This is a genomic window from Edaphosphingomonas laterariae, from assembly GCF_900188165.1.
Lineage (GTDB): Bacteria > Pseudomonadota > Alphaproteobacteria > Sphingomonadales > Sphingomonadaceae > Sphingomonas_E > Sphingomonas_E laterariae.
The window spans coordinates 170,531-188,197 of record NZ_FZOS01000002.1 but is presented as its reverse complement, the minus strand read 5'-3'; the positions used below and the strand labels follow the sequence as shown (position 1 = coordinate 188,197).

Here is a 17,667-nt window from a genome sequence, read left to right as displayed (position 1 = left end):
ATTATTTGCCCTTCTCTGGACGGACATACTGAAGCACTTCCGTCAAATTCACATCGCGGTTCTCGTCGGGCGCCACGCCAAGCAGCGGCCCGATGCGCGACACCACCTGCTTCATCACGGGTGCCACGTTCCAGCCGGCGGTGCGGAACCCGTAGGTTTCCTTGGTCGGCTGGGGCTCGTCGAGCATCACCACCACCACATAGCGCGGCTCGTCCATCGGGAAAACGCCGGCGAAGGTGTTGACGACGGCGCCGCGCGCATAGCGGCCGCCAACGGCCTTTTCCGCCGTACCCGTCTTGCCGCCGACGCGATAGCCCACCGCATTGGCATTCTTGCCCGTGCCATTGGTGACGACGAGGCGCAGCAGCGCGCGCATCTGATAGGACGTATCCTCGGTGAACACGCGGCGACCGGCCGGCACGGGATGCTGCGGCCCCGTCTTCATCAGCGTCGCCGGGCGCCAGATGCCGCCGTTGAACAGGGTGGCATAGCCCGTCGCCAGATGCAGCGGCGTCACCGCGATGCCGTGGCCGAAGCCCACCGTCATCGTCGCGATCTCGCCCCAGTTGGCGCCGGGCGAAAGCGTGCGGCCGCGTTCGCCAAGCTCGATCGAAACCGGTTCCAGGAAACCCATCTTCTTCAGGAAGGCGCGCTGCCGATCCGCCCCCACCTGCGCCGCGATCTGCGCGGTGCCGATGTTGGACGATTCCTTCATGATCTCGGCCACGCTGCAACGGCGGCCGAAGGGATGGGTATCGGTGATGGTGAAGCGGCCGACCTTCAGCCCCTTCGGGCAATCATACATCTTGCCGAAGCTGTCGATATAGCCGGTGTCCATCGCCATCGCGACGGTGAACGGCTTGAAGGTCGATCCCAGTTCGTAGACGCCCAGCGTGGCGCGGTTGAACCCGGCCTCGGGCGATGCCTTGCCCGGCGCATTGGGGTTGATTTCCGGCAGCGAGGTCAGCGCCAGCACTTCGCTGGTCTTGATATCGAGGACGATGCCAGCGGCGCCGATCGCGCTGAAATGCGCCATCGCCTCGCCCAGTTGCGATTCCAGCGCCTGCTGGACGCGCGCATCGAGCGCGAGCTGCATCGGCTGATCGCGCAGCACCGGATCGGTCAGGCGCTTGTTGAACTCGCGCTCCAGCCCGGCTGCGCCCTGCCCGTCGAGATTGGTGTAGCCGATCACATGGGCCGCCAGCGCGCCCTGCGGATAGAGCCGCTCCGGCTCGCGGCCGAGCGCGATGCCGGGTTCGCCGATGGCGTTCACCGCGCGCACCAGTTCGGGCAGCGCGCGCCGCCGCAGGTAAACGAAGCTCTTACCTGAATTGAGGATCGCCAGATATTGCTGGGCGCTGCGTTCCGGCATCAGCTCGGCGAGCTGGACCGCGATCTGCTTGCGATTGCCTAGGATCTTGTCGGGATGGATCGCGATCGACCAGGCGTTGAAGGTGCGCGCCAGCGGCATGCCGTTGCGATCGACGATATCGGCGCGCGCCGGCACCAGCATGGATGCGCCGCCACCCTGGCCGGTGGGTTCGGCGAACACCGCCATCCACATCAGCTTGAGGACGATGAGCAGGGTGACGAAGGCGAACGCCAGCATCACCACCATCAACCGGAAATGGGCGACGGCGACGCCCATTTCGCGCTGATCGGCGATGCGAATTCTGTGGGGAGGTGCGGCGACCGCCGTCACTGGCCGCCGGCGCCGCGCTCGGAGCGCGCGATCCGGTCGAGATCGGCCACCGCATCGGCGCCGAGCAGACCATCGCCGCGCGCGGATACCTTGCGCTCCAGATCGACGACGCGATCGGGCGGCGGCTTCATATAGGTGGCGTGGCGCAGCAGCGGTTCGGCGCTGGCCACCTGTTCGGGCGCGGCCGGGCCGGCAGGCGCGGTCGGCGTGACGGGCTTCGTCGCCGCCACCTGCACCACGCGCGCCGCCATCGCCGGCGTTTCAGGCATGCCAAGGCTGGCGAGCTGGACGTCGCCATGCAGATATTGCCGGGCTTCCGGCGCCTTCAGCGCCAGCACCCGCGTGTTCCAGCGTTCCATCTGCGCCATGCTGCCGCGCGCGCCCAATTCGGTCTCAAGATCGCGAATGGCGATGCGGTTGGCCAGGATCGCGCGTTCCGTGCGTGCCAGTTCGGCGCGCTCGGACGCCACGCCCTGTGTCACGAGATAGCAGGCGAGCCCCGCAGTCGACGCTGCGGCAACCCACAGGACGGAACGGAAACGCGCTGCGGCGATCATGACAAAACTCCTTTGGGCGATACAGGCCATGCGGGCGCGGCGGTGCGACGGGCGACGCGCAGCGTGGCGGAACGGGCGCGGGGGTTGCGGGCAAGCTCCGCCTCCCCGGCGCGGACAGGTTTGGCGACGGCCTCGAAGCTGGGCGCCGGGCCGCTGGCCCCGGCATCGGGCCGATGGCGCGATCCGGCGGGCATGGCGCCCGAACGTTCGCGCAGGAAGCGTTTGACGATGCGATCCTCGAGCGAGTGGAAGGACACGATCGCCAGCCGGCCGCCGGGCGCCAGCACGCGTTCGGCAGCGGCCAGGCCGCCTTCCAGTTCCTCAAGTTCGCGGTTCAGATAGATGCGGATTGCCTGGAAGGTCCGCGTCGCCGGATCCTTCTTCTCATGCGGCTTGTGGCCGAGCGCGCGGCGAACGACTTCCGCCAGTTCGCCGGTGCGCGTGATCGGCCGCGCGGCGACGATCGCCTTGGCCACGCGGCGCGCGCGCGGCTCCTCGCCCAGCGCGTAGAGCACGTCGGCGATCAGCGATTCATCCGCATGGTTGACGAAATCGGCGGCGCTTTCGCCTTCCTGCTCCATGCGCATGTCGAGCGGCCCGTCGGCCTGGAAGGAAAAGCCGCGTTCGGCCCGGTCGAGTTGCATGGAGGAGACGCCGATATCCAGCGTCACCCCGTCGACCGGGCCGACCCCGCGCTCCGCCAACGCTTCTTCCATGCGGGAGAAGCGTTCGGCGATCAGGTTGAGCCGTCCGTCATTGGCAGCGACGATCGGCTCGCCTTCGCGGATCGCATCGGGATCGCGATCGAAGGCATAAACATGCGCGCCGGCCGCCAGCAGCGCCCGGCTATAGCCGCCCGCGCCGAAGGTGCCGTCCACCATCACCTCGCCCGGGGCAGGGGCAAGGCCGGCGACGACCTCCGTCAGCAGGACGGGATCATGGCGAGGATCATGGGCGCCGGAATCGGGTGCGCCGGTCATGCCTTGGCCCCCTTTTCCTTGAGCATGAATTCGAGCGCGCGGACAACGCGGGGCTTGTCCTGGCAATGCTCGAGGAACTTGTGCGGGTTCCAGATCTGGAAGGTCGCGCCGGCACCCAGGAAGAAGGCCAGCCCCTCAATCTCGGCGATCGAACGGAACATGGGCGAAAGCACCATGCGGCCGGCATCGTCATAATTGGCCTGCAGATAGGCGCCGAACACGTCCATCTGCTCGAAATCCATGGCCGACATGCGGTCCAGGCCATCGTCGCGCCCGTCGACGCGCTGGCCGACATAGCTGTGCAGTTCCGGCGAATAAGCGGGATCGAAGGCCTGCAGGCAGGGCAGGCGTTCATGCTCGCCGAGCAGGATGAACTTTTCCGACGACGGAAATTCGCCGGGCATCAGGGCGCGATGCGTGCGGCGATCGATGACCGTGCGGAAAGGTGCAGGGAGCGAGACTCGGCCCTTCGCGTCGACCGCGTTGAGAGCACTACCGTGGAAAAAGTCCCTGATTTCCACGTCCCAAGACCCCACTGCGACGGAGCCAGGGCCAATCCCCGCACACGCCGTCGCGCTACTCCGCGGGCGCTGGTCACGTATGGATGGAATCTCCCCCGCGCCCCGGAGTGCTATCGGGGTATCAGGGGATCAGATGGTTTTCAATACCACTGGATGGGAATCCTGTGGATTCTGATGGGCAGTTTGGGGCGCTTCACCGATCTGTGTGGCGGAAATCCGTGCCTGTTCCTCCTTTGTGCTTGTTAGCAGCCTGTGGATAAGTTTGTGAAATATTCGGGACAACCGGTGCGTTGTTGCAACGCCGACGGCCGATCAACCCGCCCGCAAGCAGCGCAAGCGCCGGGCAAAGCGCGACAAGCCAGCCGGCCTGCCAAGCGGAGTCGCTTTCTATCCACAGCACGGCATCGGCCGGATGGCGCGGGCCGAGGCCAGCCAGATCGTCGAGCAGAGCGACCGCCCATGCGCCATTGTCCGCCAGCCGGCGGAATCGATCCGTGCCATGCGATCCCATTCCCACCCACAGATCGTCGAGCAGCCAATCGGCATCGGCGACGACCAGCGCCCGCCCGGCGCCGATCGCGCAATCGGCGGCCAGGCCATCGGCAAGGATCGCGCAGGCCGCCCCCTCCCCGCTCAGCCGCCCGGGCGCACCTGGGCGGATATGGTAATGCATGCCACCGACCATGACCTCGCGGATGGCGAGCATGGCCGCGCGGTCCGGCACGAGGCGCAGGCCCCAATGCGCGATCAGCGGCGCCAGCGGCGCGGCATCGGGCGGCAGGCCCGGATCGCCGGGCGGCAATTGCGTCGGCCAGCGCAGATCGGGATCAGTCAGGATCAGCGCCCGTCCCCCTGCCCGCACCCAGCGATCGATGGCGACAAGATCATGCGCGTCCGCACGGGGCTGCGCGATCAGCGCCAGCCCCTGCGGCGCCAGCGCATCGGCGGTCGCGATCGGCCGGATCGTGAAATGGCGCCCCAGCCTTTCCATCGTCGCCGGCGCCCGCCCGCCCGCCAGCGTCGCGGCCACGCCCGCCTCGCTCCAGACGAGCGGCAGGCCACTCAGCAACTGGACCGGCGGCCGTGCAGAGCGGGCGGGCGCCTCACCCGATCCCAGCGCCGCACGCTCCACCCACGCAACCATGCCGGGCGACAGCAGCACGCCTAAGCCGATCGCCGCCGCCAGCCAGCGCCAATGGCGCCCGCCCGCCCAGGCCGCGCCGCGCAGCACCGCCTCCATCACCGCGATCATCAGCAGGCCCGCCGCGCCAGCGCGCGCGATGGGCCCCAGCGCTCCATCGCCGGACCAGCCGCCATGCCAGCCCAGCCACGCCGCCTCACCCGCCGATGCGGTGACTAGGCCGAGCAATGCTGCCGCAAGCCGCGCCCGTGGCGGCCAGCCGGCCAGCGCCATCATCAGGATCAGGAAAAGCCACGGCCGCACCGCGACGAAGGGGAAAAGATCGGCCCGGCCATGCCCGGCGATCAGGCCGAGCGCGAGCCCGCCCAGGATTTCGGCGAGCGCCAGGCAGGCGGCCGCGATCGCCACCGCGCCGGCGCACGCCATGCCGTGATCAGTTTTCGGTGGGGGCCGCCGGAGCGACGAGGTTGCCGGCCGCTTCCTCATTGGCAGCGGCATCAGGCGTTGCCGCCCCGGGCGCCATGCCCAGTTCGGCAAGTGGCTCCTTGGGCGGGCCAGCGTCCGCGAGCGCTGCATTGCTCGCGTCGACGATCACCACATTGCCTGTCTCGTCCGTCGACACCTTCGGCTCCCGGCTGACCACGCCAAACACGGCGGCGGCCACCAAAACGAGTACGAAGACGCCGGCTAGCCCGGTCAAACCGATGCGAACCCGCTGCATTCATTCCCTTCCACGATTGGAACTCAGGTGAACGCAAATCACTGTTTGCATCAAGCCTAACGCAGCCAATCGCGCTTGTCGAACGGCTTATCGCACGAGCCAGGGCGGCGTCGCGAGGCCCTTTTCGGCCAGCCAGTTCGGATTGAAAAGTGTTGAAAGATAACGAAATCCCGAATCACACAGGATCGTTACGATGGTGTGGCCAGGCCCCATCCGCCGCGCGAGAGCCATAGCGCCCGCCACATTAATCCCCGATGAAAGGCCGACGCAAAGCCCCTCGTCCATCAGCAGGCGGTGGACCTGTTCCAGCCCTTCCGCGTCGGAAATGCGGAACTGCGCGTCGACCGGCGCGCCTTCCAGATTGGCGGTGATCCGGCCCTGCCCGATGCCTTCGGCGACCGAGCTGCCCTCGGCCTTCAGTTCGCCGGTTTCATAATAGCTGTAGAGCGCGGCGCCGTGCGGATCGCTGAGCGCGATCACCACATCCTCGCGCCGTTCCTTGAGACCCAGGCCAACGCCGGCCAGCGTCCCGCCCGTGCCCACCGCGCAGGTGAAGCCGTCGATCCGGCCGCCGGTCTGCTCCCAGATCTCGGCCGCGGTGGTGCGGATATGCGCCATGCGATTGGCGATATTGTCGAACTGGTTGGCCCACAACGCATTTTCCGTCTCCTCGGCGATCCGGCGCGAGGTGTGGACGAAATGGGCGGACGAGGCATAAGGCGCCGCCGGCACCAGCACCAGCTCAGCCCCCAGCGCGCGCAGCGTGTCCTTCTTCTCCTGGCTCTGCGTCTCGGGCATCACGATGATCGTGCGATAGCCCTTGGCATTGCCGACGAGCGCGAGGCCGATGCCGGTATTGCCCGCCGTGCCTTCGACGATCACGCCGCCGGGCTTCAGCAGCCCCTGCGCCTCGGCATCCTCGACGATGAACAAGGCGGCGCGATCCTTCACCGAACCCCCGGGGTTCATGAACTCGCACTTGGCGAGGATCTCGCAGCCGGTTTCGGCGCTGGGGCCGGCCAGGCGGACGAGCGGGGTGTTGCCGATCAGGGCAAGCGAATTGGGGGCGGTGGGGGCGAGAACCATATTGGCGGAATAGCCGAGGCGCCAAGCCAGCGGCAAGCAGGCATCTCTAGGGCCGCGTGCAGAGAAACTTCGGGGCGGCGCGCCGGCCGCCCCGAAGTCGCGGGCAGATAGGGTCAGGCGAAGCTCAGCTGCACATGACGGCGGCGCATCGCACCGCCGACGAGGCCGAAGCCGCCGATCATCATCGCCCAGCTCGCCGGTTCGGGCACGGCGGCGACCGTGCCGTCGAACCGGACCTCGGACAGGCCGGTCCACGTCCACTGATCGCCATAATTGTTGAGGAGATCGAGGCGGACATAACGCGCCGTGCCCGCCAGCTCGACCAGCTGCGCCGGCAATGGCTGGGACGTGCCCTGCATCAGCGTGCCGGCGGTCGCATCGGCGAAGCTCATGCCGTCGGTGGAGAGCGAAATCGCGAAATCGCGCACGCCGCGATCGAGGCCGAAATCCACGTTGAACTGCCAGATCAGCGCCGACGACAGATCATAAGCCGCGCCGAGATCGAAGATCAGGTGCGCCGGCTCGCCGGTCGTTTCGGTCATCCAGGCATTGTTATAATTGCCGTCGTGGAAGCCGCCGGCGACGCCGCTGCCATTGATCAGATTGTCGACGTCATAGGTCCAGAAGGTGCTCGACGCGGTGACGCCGACCGGCGCGATGATCGCGGCCGAGGCGGGGGCGGCGATGGCGAGCGACGCGGCCGTCGCGGCATAAGCAAGAGCGCGTTTCATGATGATCCTCCGATCGACGGGCGAAAGGGCCGCCCGGACGGATGATCCATTAACCTTTGAATATGCGACTTTTCCGTCAGCGCCATGACAAAGCGAAGGCATGACGTCATTCGCGGCGCAGCACGCCATGGCCTTGCGCACATGCCGCCGATATCGGCCATCCGACTACGCATAGCCACGTTCAACCCGTTGAAACTGGCCCATAATGCAACGAACTGGCCGCGTTACGGCAAATCTTCGGCTTGACGTGCCGCTGCGCTGCCGCGAAAATTGGACCCGTCATGCAGAAAACCCCCCTGACCCTCGCGGCCGCCTCGCTCGCGGCCATTCTCTCGCTCGCAGCCTGCAACAATGAAGCGGATACGCTGGTCGCCAACGGCCCGGCCGATCCCGACGCGCAGACGGTTGCGGAAGCCCCGCCCGTCACCCTGCCGCCGGCGCTGACCGCCAGCCGCACCTATCGCTGCAAGGACAACAGCCTTGCCTATATCGACTTCTTCGCCGACGGCACCTCCGCCGACGTGCGCGCCGAAAAGACCGGCCCGGCCACCAGGCTGACCGCGCCGACCAAGGGCGAGCCGTTCGTGGCCGAAGGCTATAAGCTGACCGGCGACAGCACCACCGTCACGCTCGAACAGCCGGGCAAGCCGAGCCAGAGCTGCAAGGCCTGATTTTCACCTGATCGCGATTGGCCCGTCCCTTCGGGCCGATGATCAACAGGGCCGGCGGAGCGATCCGCCGGCCCTTTCCATTCATGCGTAGCCCGGCGCCCTTCCCCGGCGCCGTTCAGCCTTCCGCCATCGCGGCCATGCGGCGGTGGATCTCGTCCTCGGGCACATCCTCGACATGGGTGGACAAGGTCCACTGATGGCCGAACGGATCGAACAGCGTGCCCGATCGGTCACCATAGAACTGGTCCGCCACCGGCCGCTGCACGGTGCCGCCGGCCGCGATCGCGCGCTCGAACGCGGCATCCACGTCGGGCACATAGATCATCAGGCTGACGGTGGTGCCCCCGCGTGACTTGGGGCCGAGGTGATTCATGTCGGGAAACTCATCGGCCAGCATGACGAAAGAATCGCCGATCTTGATCTCGGCATGGGCGATGCGATCGCCATGCGGCATTCGCAGCACTTCGGTCGCGCCGAACGCCTTCTTGTAATATTCCAGCGCCTCGGCCGCGCCATCGATCGCCAGATAGGGTGTAACGCTATGATAGCCTTCGGGAATGGGGCTGACCATGGGAACCTCCTCTCAAGAACATATAGTGAACATATGCCCGATTCGGCTGCTCGAGTCTAACCCCGAATGCGCTTCCCGCCCGCGCCCGTGCGACGGGTGGTTCAAACGCGCGCCGATTTGCTCTAGAGGCGCGGCCATGACCCAGATCACCCCCGCGATCGTCGCCGAACACGGCCTGTCCCCCGAAGAATATGAACGCGTGCTCCACGCGCTCGGCCGAGAGCCGAATCTGACGGAGCTCGGCATCTTCTCGGTGATGTGGTCGGAGCACTGCTCCTACAAGTCGAGCCGCATCCACCTGAAGAAGCTGCCCACCGAGGCGCCCTGGGTGATCTGCGGCCCCGGCGAGAATGCCGGCGTCGTCGATATCGGCGACGGCCAGGCCGCCATCTTCAAGATGGAGAGCCACAACCACCCGTCTTACATCGAGCCCTATCAGGGCGCGGCCACCGGCGTCGGCGGCATCCTGCGCGACGTGTTCACCATGGGCGCGCGCCCCATCGCCAACATGAACGCGCTGCGTTTCGGCCGGCCCGATCATCCCAAGATGCGCCACCTGATCGCGGGCGTCGTCCACGGCATCGGCGGCTATGGCAATTGCGTCGGCGTGCCGACGGTGGGCGGCGAGGTCAATTTCCACCGCGCCTATGACGGCAACATCCTCGTCAACGCGATGACGGTGGGCGTCGCCGAAACCGACAAGATCTTCTATTCGGCCGCCTCGGGCGTCGGCAATCCGATCGTCTATGTCGGCTCCAAGACCGGGCGCGACGGCATTCACGGCGCCACCATGGCCTCGGCCGATTTCGGCGAGGATTCGGAAGAAAAGCGCCCGACCGTGCAGGTGGGCGACCCCTTCACCGAAAAGCTGCTGATCGAAGCCTGCCTCGAACTGATGGCGTCCGACGCGATCGTCGCGATTCAGGACATGGGCGCGGCCGGCCTCACCTCCTCCTCGGTCGAAATGGCGTCCAAGGGCGGCGTCGGCATCCGGCTCGACATGAACAAGGTGCCCCAGCGCGAAGAGGGCATGACCGCGTACGAGATGATGCTCTCGGAAAGCCAGGAGCGGATGCTCATGGTGCTGAAGCCCGGCAAGGAAGCCTTTGCCGAGGCGATCTTCAAGAAGTGGGAGCTGGATTTCGCGGTGATCGGCGAAGTCACCGACACCGGCCGCATGGTCCTCGTCCACAATGGCGAAACGGTGTGCGACATCCCGCTCGCCCCGCTGGCGGACGATGCCCCGCTCTACGATCGCCCCGCGCTCAGCCGCGAGGATTATCAGGCCTGGGCCAAGATCGCGCCGCTCGGCGACGTGCCCGCCTCTAATGATCTCGGCGCCGATCTCGTCACGCTCATGGCGTCGCCCGACATCGCGTCGCGCCGCTGGATCTGGGAGCAGTATGACCACATGGTCGGCGCCGATACGGTGCAGCGCCCGGGCGGCGACGCCGCGGTGGTGCGCGTGCACGGCTCGAGCAAGGGCATCGCGATCTCGACCGATTGCACCCCGCGTTATTGCTATGCCGACCCCTATGAAGGCGGCAAGCAGGCGATCGCCGAATGCTGGCGCAACCTTTCGGCGGTCGGTTCGCTGCCGCTGGCGGTCACCAACTGCCTGAACTTCGCCAATCCGCAGCGGCCGGAAATCATGGCGCAGTTCACCGGCTGCCTCGACGGCATGGGCGAAGCCTGCCGCCAGCTCGCCTTCCCGATCGTCTCCGGCAACGTCTCGCTCTATAACGAGAGCAAGGCCACCGGCGGCGGCTCGGCGATCCTGCCGACGCCGGCGATCGGCGCCATCGGCCTGCTGTCCGACTGGTCGAAATCCGCCACCATCGCCTTCAAGGGCGAAGGCGAAGCGATCCTGCTTATCGGTGAGACTGCCGGCCATCTCGGCCAGTCGATCTGGCTGCGCGAAGTGCATGGCCGCGAAGACGGCACGCCCCCGCCGGTCGATCTCGCCAAGGAAAAGGCAGCGGGCGATTTCGTCCGCAAGCTGATCGCCGATGGCAAGGTTTCGGCCGTGCATGACGTGGCGGATGGCGGTGTGCTCGTCGCGGTCGCCGAAATGGCGCTTGCCGGCAAGATCGGCGCGACGCTCGACGGTATCGACAGCGCCGCGTCTGCTTTCGGCGAAGATCAGGGCGTCTATGTCGTTACCACCGCCAATCCCGACGCGATTGTGGCGGCCGGCGTGCCGGTGAAGCGCATCGGCACCACCGGCGGCGCCAGCGTCGCCGGCGTCACGCTCGCCGATCTGCGCACCGCGCATGAAGGCTTCTTCCCCAAGCTGATGGGCGCCGACGCCGCGCTCGCCTGATCACCACCCCGCGACGCCGCCCCGACAGAACGGGCGGCGTCGCGGGAATGGGTGATCGGCCGCTTTGCAGCGACAAGATCCAGCAGCGGCCTTCACCGAAGCTGTCCATAGCGCCGGGCAGGATACGACAAGGGCGCCCGGATCGCCCGGACGCCCCTGCGCAAAACTGTCGATGAACGGCCGGAGGATCAGCCGTTGGTGCTGGTGTCCGTCACCGGCACGATCTTGATTTCGACGCGGCGATTCTGGGCGCGGCCCTCGACGGTCGAATTGCTCGCGATCGGCTGGCTCGCGCCGAAGCCCTGCGTGCCGATACGCGCGCTCGTCACGCCGCGCGTCGTCAGATAATCCGCCACCGATTTCGCGCGGTTCTGCGAAAGCGGAATGTTGATCGTGTCGTTGCCCGTGGAATCGGTGTGGCCGTACACGTCGACATAGGTCTGGTTGTAGCTCGCCAGCGTCTGCGCCACCGAATCGAGCGTCGAGCGGAATTGCGGCTCGATCGTGTAGCTGTTGGTGGCGAAGGTGATGCCCGACGGGATGTTGAGGAGGATCTCGTCGCCCTGGCGGCTGACCTCGACGCCGGTGCCGGCGGTCTTCTGGCGCAGTTCGCGCTCCTGCTTGTCCATATAGCCGCCGACCGCGGTGCCGGCGATCGCGCCGATGCCCGCGCCCACGATCATCTCGGTGCGATTATTGTGGCCGCCAACCAGCGCACCGAGGCCGGTGCCGAGCGCGGCGCCGCCAAGCGCGCCGATCGCCGCCTTGGACATCTTTTTTTCGCCGGTCACCGGATCGGTGGTGCAGGCGGTGGTCGCAAGTGCCGCCAAAGCCAGGCTCATTCCCGCGAGCTTGGTGGTAATCCGCATTGAATCGTCCCTTTCCCTTGAACTGTGCCGATAAAAACCGTGCCCGGGGGCGCTTGTTCCGCCGCCGTGCTGAACGCTGCCTGATGAACTTGTTGTCGGCCAGCAAGATTCCGTTCTATGGGGTTGAAGCGCCATGCCGCCCGATATTCCCCTTCAACCGTTTCCTTGGGCCGATTGCGTGATCATCCTCGCGTTGATCGCGCTCAACGGCGTTTTCGCCATGTCCGAACTGGCCATCGTATCCGCGCGCAAGCCGCGGCTGGAGGCGATGGCGCGGGCCGGGCGCAAGGGCGCGCGCTGCGCGCTTGATCTGGCCGCCGAACCCGGCCGCTTCCTGTCCACCGTGCAGATCGGCATCACCCTGATCGGCATTCTCGCCGGTGCTTATTCGGGCGCCAGCCTGGGCGGGCCGGTGGGCGATCGGCTGGCGCTGCTCGGCGTGCCGCCGGCGGCGGCCGGCGAGATCGGCTTCGGCCTCGTCATCGCGCTCACCACCTTCGCCTCGCTGATCGTGGGCGAGCTTGTGCCCAAGCAGTTCGCGCTGCGCTCGCCCGAACCGATCGCGGCAACGGTGGCGCTGCCGATGCTGTGGCTGTCGCGGGTGACGGCGCCGGTGGTGTGGCTGCTCGATCGGTCGAGCGCGCTGATCTTCCGCATCATCGGTCTCAGCCGCGAATCCGAAAATCATGTCACGGCGGAAGAACTGCACCTGATCGTCGCGGAAGCATCGAGCGCGGGCGTGATCGAGGAAAGCGAGCGCGCGATCATCTCGGGGGTGGTGCGGCTGGCCGACCGGCCGGTGCGCGAGGTGATGACGCCGCGCACCGAGATCGAATGGATCGACGCGACCGCCGATCCGCAGGCGATCCGCGATCGGCTGCTCGCCATGCCGCACAGTCGGATGCCCGTGGCCGAAGGATCGGTGGATGCGATCGTCGGCGTGGTCCAGGCGCGCGACATCGTTTCCGCCCTGCTCGACGGGCGGGCGATCGACGTGCGCGCGCTGATGCGCGACGCGCCGATCGTGCCCGATCAGATGGATGCGATGAACGCGCTCGAAACGCTGCGTGAAGCGGGCGTGCCGATGGCGCTGGTCCATGACGAATATGGCCATTTCGAAGGCGTGGTGACGCCCGCCGACCTGTTGTCGGCGATCGCGGGCGAATTCGCCTCGGATCAGGAGGAAGGCACCGATCCGCCCGTCGTCGAGCGTGAGGATGGGAGCTGGCTGGTGTCGGGATCGGCGCCCGCGGACATGATGGCCGAGCGGCTGGGCATCACGCTGTCGGAAGATCGCGATTATGCGACCGCGGCGGGCTTCGCGCTGTCGGTGCTCAAGCATTTGCCCACGGTGGGCGAAGCGTTCGACGCCGATGGCTGGCGGTTCGAGATCGTCGACATGGACGGCCGCAAGATCGACAAGCTGCTGGCGACGTCCGCCGATGGTGGCGACGATTAAGCGCCGATAGGGCCGCCGGCCAGGCGGCCGAACGGGAGGAGCAGGGCGCGCTCCCCCCGATGGTTCATGTCCGGGCTCAGCTGTCGCTGGCGGGTTCGGACTGGAGCTGGATGTAGTTCTGGATGCCCATGCGTTCGATCATGTCGAACTGTTTCTCCAGCGAATCGACATGCTCTTCCTCGCTGTCGAGGATGTGGAGCAGCAGATCGCGCGTCACGAAGTCGCGTACCTGCTCGCAATGCACGATCGCCTCGCGCAGCAGCGGGATCGCTTCATTTTCGAGGTCGAGGTCGGCCTGCAGGATTTCCTCCACCGTCTCGCCGATCTTGAGCCGGCCGAGCAGCTGGAAATTGGGGAGGCCGTCGAGGAAGAGGATGCGTTCCGACAGCTTGTCGGCATGCTTCATCTCGTCGATCGATTCGCCATATTCGAACTTGGCGAGCTTCTTGACGCCCCAATGTTCGAGCATGCGATAATGGAGGAAATACTGGTTGATCGCGGTAAGCTCGTTCTTGAGCACCTCGTTCAAATAATCGATGACCTTGGGGTCGCCCTTCATGATAAATCTCCGGCTATACGGGCGGGATTATAGCCGGAATGACTTTGGAAATCACTGGAAAATGGCGGAAATCCGCCAGTTTTTAGTTGAGAGCGTTACGCAGTCGCACGTTCCGAAGCGATGATTTCTCGTGCGAATGGCACGCATTGGCCGCACCGCGCGCGCCGGCCGAGCGAAGCATAGGCCTGGCAAGGCGAGCTATGGCCTTCCCGCGCCGCAGCCCGGACATCCTTCTCGCGAATCGCATTGCAAACGCAAACGACCATCAACGCTCTCCATCTGTCGAAGCCTTGATAGCAGCTACTGAGAGTGCCTCGCAATATCCAACTTTCGCATCGGCTGCATTTTGCCACGGGCCAGCGAACGCCACAGCCATTCCAACGGGCCATAAGCGAATCGGCCCAGCCACGGCTTGCTCCACAGCAGCATCAGCAGCCAGGCGCCAGCCACCACCCCCAACAGCGCAAAGCGACCGAGCGTGCCGTAGAGGCCCGCGCCATAGCCATAGAACAGCGCCGTCATCACCAGGCTGGCGCCGAGATAGTTGGTGAAGGCCGCTCGCCCCGCTGCCGCTACCCTGGTCCGCAGCGGCGACGGTGGCCCGGCCAGCCAGGCAAGCGCCAGCGCGGCATGGCCGAGCAGCATGAACGGCCGGGCCGGCACGCCGAGCGGAAAGGCGGCGGCCAGGATCATCCGGGCATCGAAACCGCTCCGCCAGCATAGCCACGCGACCAGCAGGGTAAGCGGCAGGCCGATCGCATAGCCGATCGCGGCGGCGCGCAGATAGCGCATGCGGCCCCAGCCACCGGTCAGGAAGCCGCTGCGCAGCCCCGCCATGCCAAGCAGCATCAACCCCAGCGTCTCGCATCCGAACAGCAGGATCTGGGTGAGCGGCAGCCATCCCGCGTCGAACAGCCGGTGGGCGACCAGCCCGGCATAGCTGCCGCGATGAAGCGCGAGGTCGCGGGCGATGGTTGCAGCGGCGGGCACGCCGAATTCCTCCTGCACCGCGCGCCAGCCTTCGCTGCCCGGCCCGTCGAGCGTGATGGCGACGAACAGGGCGATGAAGATCAGGCACTGGAGCGCGATCAGCAACAGCCCCCAGCGGATCAGATCGCGCGTCGATGCCTCGCTGAAGAACCATGCCGCGCAGCCGACCACGGCGTAGAGCAGCAGGATATCGCCATGCCAGATCAGATAATAATGGATCAGGCCGAACAGCGCCAACCAGCCCATCCGCCGGAAATGGGCGCGTTCGCTGTCCATGCCGGCGGCGCGGGCGCGATCGAGCACGAGGAGCAGGCTGGCGCCGAACAGCAAGGAGAAGAGCGCGCGCATCTTGGTATCGACCAGCACGAACTCGATCGCCCATAGCGCCAGTTCGGCCGGGCCCGCCGGGCGATAGGCCAGCGGGTTGAAATAAGCGGCGGCAGGCAGCGCAAAACCGGCGATGTTCATCAGCAGGATGCCCATCACGGCCAGCCCGCGCAGGCCATCGAGCGATATCAGGCGCGGCGGTGAGGCAGGCATGTCGCCGCCATGTCCCGCCCCGCAGGCGCGGTCAACCGCGGAACAGGCGCGGCGGCGAAGGGTTCTTCGTGCAACCCCTTCCCCATAAAGCCACAGGAGCGTCACATGGCCACCAGGGCACAGGAGAATCGTAGCCGCACGACCACGCCGGCCAACACCGCGCCACAGCGCCGCAGCGCGCCGCGCAGCCGGGCCGCCAGCACAAATCGCGATCATGCCGGCGCCAGCACCGCGACCGTGCTGGGCGTGGCGGCGGCGGGGCTGGCCACCGGCCTGCTCGCCAATCTCGGCCGGCGGGCGGCGATGCAGGCACCATCGGCGCTGGCGGGCGATTGGTTCGAGGCGGTGAAAGCGGAACATCGCGCCGCGCTGGCGCTGTTCGATCAGTTGCAGGCCACCGACAGCAGCCATCCGCGCCGGCGCGCCATCCTGCTCGGCCAGCTACGCCGCGCGCTGGAGAAGCACACCTTCACCGAGGAGACGGTGATCTACCCGGCGCTCCGCGAATGGGGCGACAAGGCCGATGCCGACAAGCTCAACCACGATCATGGCTATGTGAAGCAGCACCTGTTCATGCTCGACCGCATGGCCAAGGATGCGCCCCAATTCGCCATGGAGCTGGCGGAGTTCCGTATCATGGCGGAAGCCCATATGCGCGAGGAGGAGCGGGACATCTTCCCCAAGCTCCACGCCGCATTGACCGAGGAAAATAACAAGACACTCACTTCGGCGGCCAATTGGGAGGGCTTCAAGCTCGCCTGATCCGGCTGCCGGGGGCTCAGGGGCTTCGCGGATCAGCCCCTGAGCCCCGCATTGGCGTGGGGAAAGCCTAGGCCGTCGCGAACGCCGGGCGCCGCCAGAAGCGCGCGGCGATCAGCGCGATCGGAATGCCAACCAAAATGCAGTGCGAGAATAGCTGGTTGGCGATGCCCCAGGCGGTGTGCGGCAACGGCATATCGGGCCAGCGCATCGGCCGCACCAGCCAGTACATCACCAGCCACAGCAGCACGCCATAAGCCATGCCGGCGGCGATCGGATGCCGCAGCAGCGCGGGCATGCGCGGTGCCGCCATCATATAAGCGGCCACCATCATCGCCATGATGCCGAAATGGACGAGCGTGCCGACGATCGCCCAACCGGCCGTCGCCGTCGGCACTTCGCCGAACGGCCCGCTGGCAACGAAACGGAGGACCGCCATCGGCGGCATCCCCGCCATCCCGGCAAACAGAAAGGCGGACAAGAGATCGAGCGTGCCGGCGATCAGCGTGCCCAGGACGATCGGCTTCACCATAAGCGCATTACTCCCCATCGCCACAGCTTCGCCGGCAGCGCGGCGAAGTCAATCGCATGGGCATGACGGGCGCATTGGGTGGGGACGTCGGCAATCGCCCCGAGCAAGCGTCACTCGCCGCGCGCGGCGGCGGCCATCTCGGCGTTGCGGCGGGCGGAAGCGGCAAGCGTGCGGGCAAGGAGGTCGCGGATCGCGCCGTCCTTGTCGAGCACGTTCATCCCCTCGCGCGTGCTGCCGCCGGGGCTGGCGACGCGATCGGCGAGGATGGCGGGGCTTTCATCCGACCGGGCGGCGAGCAGGGCTGCGCCCTCCACCGTCGCCACCGCCAGCCGCGCGGCCTGATCGGCCGGCAGGCCCAGCGCCGCACCGGCATCGGCCATCGCGTCGATGAAACGGAACAGGAAAGCCGGGCCACAGCCGGACAGCGCCGTCACCGCATCGAACTGATCCTCGCGCTCGATCCATTCGACCAGCCCCAACGGCCGGGTGAGCCGTTCCGCCAGCGCCGCGGCGTCCGCCGACAGGCCCGATCCGTGGAGCGCCATCACGCCCTTGCCGATCGCCACCGGCGTGTTCGGCATCACCCGCACCACGCCCGCCGGATGCGGGAAACGCTGGCGCAGCGACGCGACCTCGACCCCGGCGAGGATCGACACCAGCAGCGTTTCACGTTCCAGCGCGGGGGCGATCCCCGGGGCCACGACATCAAGCAATTGCGGCTTCACCGCGAGCACCAGCACCGCAGGCGCCGCGCCATCGGGCGGGGGCGCGGGCAGCGCGATCACGCCTTCAGGAAGATCCTTCGCCGCCGGATCGATCACGATCACCTGGCGCGGATCGACGCCCGCCGCCAGCCAGCCGCGCAGCATGGCGCCGCCCATATTGCCGGCCCCGACCAGCCACAGCGGCCCTTCCAGAAGTTCAGACACGCAATATCCTCCAGATCGTCCCGCCG

General features: G+C 66.9%; 19 protein-coding genes. 4 read left to right on the top strand and 15 right to left on the bottom strand.

The genetic code is table 11. The annotated features are described in order from the left end of the window. Nucleotide 1: 1 nt before the first annotated feature. From CHB74_RS03300 to CHB74_RS22205, 8 genes are all read right to left on the bottom strand, one after another. On the bottom strand, nt 2–1,648 hold the full coding sequence (locus tag CHB74_RS03300) for a peptidoglycan D,D-transpeptidase FtsI family protein (protein WP_089218184.1): 1,647 nt from the start codon (nt 1,646–1,648) through the stop codon (nt 2–4). A gap of 50 nt (nt 1,649–1,698) precedes the next feature. Next, complete coding sequence (locus CHB74_RS03295; RefSeq protein WP_089218183.1) at nt 1,699–2,259, bottom strand: hypothetical protein; 561 nt, start codon at nt 2,257–2,259, stop codon at nt 1,699–1,701. Continuing rightward, a complete protein-coding gene (rsmH, locus tag CHB74_RS03290; RefSeq protein ID WP_089218182.1) occupies nt 2,256–3,239 on the bottom strand; it encodes a 16S rRNA (cytosine(1402)-N(4))-methyltransferase RsmH in 984 nt (327 codons plus the stop codon). Before rsmH ends, CHB74_RS03295 begins: the two co-directional genes overlap by 4 nt. Beyond that, entirely contained in the window at nt 3,236–3,643 is a 408-nt protein-coding gene (locus CHB74_RS03285; RefSeq protein ID WP_245842580.1) for an MraZ C-terminal domain-containing protein, read from the bottom strand. The genes rsmH and CHB74_RS03285 overlap by 4 nt, the downstream gene beginning before the upstream one ends. 310 nt (nt 3,644–3,953) lie before the next feature. Further along, nucleotides 3,954–5,327: a GldG family protein gene (locus CHB74_RS03280; RefSeq protein WP_245842578.1), complete on the bottom strand. Its 1,374-nt coding sequence runs from the start codon at nt 5,325–5,327 to the stop codon at nt 3,954–3,956. A gap of 7 nt (nt 5,328–5,334) precedes the next feature. Next, nucleotides 5,335–5,622, bottom strand: coding sequence for a hypothetical protein (locus tag CHB74_RS03275; RefSeq protein WP_089218180.1), 288 nt, complete (start codon nt 5,620–5,622; stop codon nt 5,335–5,337). Nucleotides 5,623–5,709: 87 nt separating this feature from the next. After that, nucleotides 5,710–6,708 (bottom strand): cysteine synthase A, encoded by a 999-nt coding sequence (locus CHB74_RS03270; RefSeq protein WP_089218302.1) that lies wholly within the window; start codon nt 6,706–6,708, stop codon nt 5,710–5,712. A gap of 113 nt (nt 6,709–6,821) precedes the next feature. Then, nucleotides 6,822–7,439 carry a PEPxxWA-CTERM sorting domain-containing protein gene (locus CHB74_RS22205; RefSeq protein WP_218821374.1) on the bottom strand — a complete coding sequence of 206 codons (618 nt, stop codon included), beginning with the start codon at nt 7,437–7,439 and terminating at the stop codon, nt 6,822–6,824. Between the two features lie 281 nt (nt 7,440–7,720). On the opposite strand from CHB74_RS22205, the gene CHB74_RS03260 reads away from it, so the two are divergent. Then, nucleotides 7,721–8,110 (top strand): hypothetical protein, encoded by a 390-nt coding sequence (locus CHB74_RS03260; RefSeq protein ID WP_089218178.1) that lies wholly within the window; start codon nt 7,721–7,723, stop codon nt 8,108–8,110. Nucleotides 8,111–8,225: 115 nt separating this feature from the next. Here the strand turns inward: CHB74_RS03260 and CHB74_RS03255 are convergent, their stop codons facing one another. Then, on the bottom strand, nt 8,226–8,681 hold the full coding sequence (locus tag CHB74_RS03255) for a VOC family protein (protein ID WP_089218177.1): 456 nt from the start codon (nt 8,679–8,681) through the stop codon (nt 8,226–8,228). Nucleotides 8,682–8,817: 136 nt separating this feature from the next. On the opposite strand from CHB74_RS03255, the gene purL reads away from it, so the two are divergent. Next, nucleotides 8,818–11,004, top strand: a complete 2,187-nt coding sequence (purL, locus tag CHB74_RS03250; RefSeq protein ID WP_089218176.1) for a phosphoribosylformylglycinamidine synthase subunit PurL — start codon at nt 8,818–8,820, stop codon at nt 11,002–11,004. Between the two features lie 188 nt (nt 11,005–11,192). On the opposite strand, the gene CHB74_RS03245 is transcribed toward purL, so the two are convergent. After that, the gene (locus CHB74_RS03245; RefSeq protein WP_089218175.1) at nt 11,193–11,873 is read right to left on the bottom strand and encodes a YiaD family glycine zipper/OmpA-like lipoprotein; all 681 of its coding nucleotides are present in this window, start codon (nt 11,871–11,873) and stop codon (nt 11,193–11,195) included. Nucleotides 11,874–12,006: 133 nt separating this feature from the next. Between CHB74_RS03245 and CHB74_RS03240 the strand changes: the two genes are divergently transcribed. Next, a complete protein-coding gene (locus tag CHB74_RS03240) occupies nt 12,007–13,332 on the top strand; it encodes a hemolysin family protein (RefSeq protein ID WP_089218174.1) in 1,326 nt (441 codons plus the stop codon). A gap of 76 nt (nt 13,333–13,408) precedes the next feature. On the opposite strand, the gene bfr is transcribed toward CHB74_RS03240, so the two are convergent. From bfr to CHB74_RS03225, 3 genes are all read right to left on the bottom strand, one after another. Next, a complete protein-coding gene (bfr, locus tag CHB74_RS03235; protein WP_089218173.1) occupies nt 13,409–13,891 on the bottom strand; it encodes a bacterioferritin in 483 nt (160 codons plus the stop codon). A gap of 95 nt (nt 13,892–13,986) precedes the next feature. Further along, nucleotides 13,987–14,157, bottom strand: coding sequence for a (2Fe-2S)-binding protein (locus CHB74_RS03230; RefSeq protein WP_089218172.1), 171 nt, complete (start codon nt 14,155–14,157; stop codon nt 13,987–13,989). A 34-nt stretch (nt 14,158–14,191) separates the two neighbouring features. Continuing rightward, entirely contained in the window at nt 14,192–15,421 is a 1,230-nt protein-coding gene (locus CHB74_RS03225) for a DUF418 domain-containing protein (RefSeq protein ID WP_089218171.1), read from the bottom strand. 105 nt (nt 15,422–15,526) lie between these two features. Between CHB74_RS03225 and CHB74_RS03220 the strand changes: the two genes are divergently transcribed. Then, nucleotides 15,527–16,183: a hemerythrin domain-containing protein gene (locus CHB74_RS03220; protein WP_089218170.1), complete on the top strand. Its 657-nt coding sequence runs from the start codon at nt 15,527–15,529 to the stop codon at nt 16,181–16,183. A gap of 67 nt (nt 16,184–16,250) precedes the next feature. Here the strand turns inward: CHB74_RS03220 and CHB74_RS03215 are convergent, their stop codons facing one another. Then, nucleotides 16,251–16,730 carry a hypothetical protein gene (locus CHB74_RS03215; RefSeq protein WP_245842576.1) on the bottom strand — a complete coding sequence of 160 codons (480 nt, stop codon included), beginning with the start codon at nt 16,728–16,730 and terminating at the stop codon, nt 16,251–16,253. Nucleotides 16,731–16,822: 92 nt separating this feature from the next. Next, on the bottom strand, nt 16,823–17,641 hold the full coding sequence (gene proC / locus CHB74_RS03210; RefSeq protein WP_089218168.1) for a pyrroline-5-carboxylate reductase: 819 nt from the start codon (nt 17,639–17,641) through the stop codon (nt 16,823–16,825). Nucleotides 17,642–17,667: the final 26 nt, after the last annotated feature.

Bases quoted from the DNA above. Each gene is read 5' to 3' on its own strand.
- CHB74_RS03295 (WP_089218183.1), bottom strand. From the start codon at position 2,259: ATGATCGCCGCAGCGCGTTTCCGTTCCGTCCTGTGGGTTGCCGCAGCG.
- CHB74_RS22205 (WP_218821374.1), bottom strand. From the start codon at position 7,439: ATGAAACGCGCTCTTGCTTATGCCGCGACGGCCGCGTCGCTCGCCATC.
- CHB74_RS03280 (WP_245842578.1), bottom strand. From the start codon at position 5,327: ATGGCGTGCGCCGGCGCGGTGGCGATCGCGGCCGCCTGCCTGGCGCTC.
- CHB74_RS03275 (WP_089218180.1), bottom strand. From the start codon at position 5,622: ATGCAGCGGGTTCGCATCGGTTTGACCGGGCTAGCCGGCGTCTTCGTA.
- CHB74_RS03255 (WP_089218177.1), bottom strand. From the start codon at position 8,681: ATGGTCAGCCCCATTCCCGAAGGCTATCATAGCGTTACACCCTATCTG.
- CHB74_RS03285 (WP_245842580.1), bottom strand. From the start codon at position 3,643: ATGCCCGGCGAATTTCCGTCGTCGGAAAAGTTCATCCTGCTCGGCGAG.
- CHB74_RS03260 (WP_089218178.1), top strand. From the start codon at position 7,721: ATGCAGAAAACCCCCCTGACCCTCGCGGCCGCCTCGCTCGCGGCCATT.
- CHB74_RS03300 (WP_089218184.1), bottom strand. From the start codon at position 1,648: ATGGGCGTCGCCGTCGCCCATTTCCGGTTGATGGTGGTGATGCTGGCG.
- purL (WP_089218176.1), top strand. From the start codon at position 8,818: ATGACCCAGATCACCCCCGCGATCGTCGCCGAACACGGCCTGTCCCCC.
- CHB74_RS03230 (WP_089218172.1), bottom strand. From the start codon at position 14,157: ATGGTCGTTTGCGTTTGCAATGCGATTCGCGAGAAGGATGTCCGGGCT.
- bfr (WP_089218173.1), bottom strand. From the start codon at position 13,891: ATGAAGGGCGACCCCAAGGTCATCGATTATTTGAACGAGGTGCTCAAG.
- CHB74_RS03220 (WP_089218170.1), top strand. From the start codon at position 15,527: ATGGCCACCAGGGCACAGGAGAATCGTAGCCGCACGACCACGCCGGCC.
- CHB74_RS03245 (WP_089218175.1), bottom strand. From the start codon at position 11,873: ATGCGGATTACCACCAAGCTCGCGGGAATGAGCCTGGCTTTGGCGGCA.
- rsmH (WP_089218182.1), bottom strand. From the start codon at position 3,239: ATGACCGGCGCACCCGATTCCGGCGCCCATGATCCTCGCCATGATCCC.
- CHB74_RS03270 (WP_089218302.1), bottom strand. From the start codon at position 6,708: ATGGTTCTCGCCCCCACCGCCCCCAATTCGCTTGCCCTGATCGGCAAC.
- CHB74_RS03215 (WP_245842576.1), bottom strand. From the start codon at position 16,730: ATGGGGAGTAATGCGCTTATGGTGAAGCCGATCGTCCTGGGCACGCTG.
- CHB74_RS03240 (WP_089218174.1), top strand. From the start codon at position 12,007: ATGCCGCCCGATATTCCCCTTCAACCGTTTCCTTGGGCCGATTGCGTG.
- CHB74_RS03225 (WP_089218171.1), bottom strand. From the start codon at position 15,421: ATGCCTGCCTCACCGCCGCGCCTGATATCGCTCGATGGCCTGCGCGGG.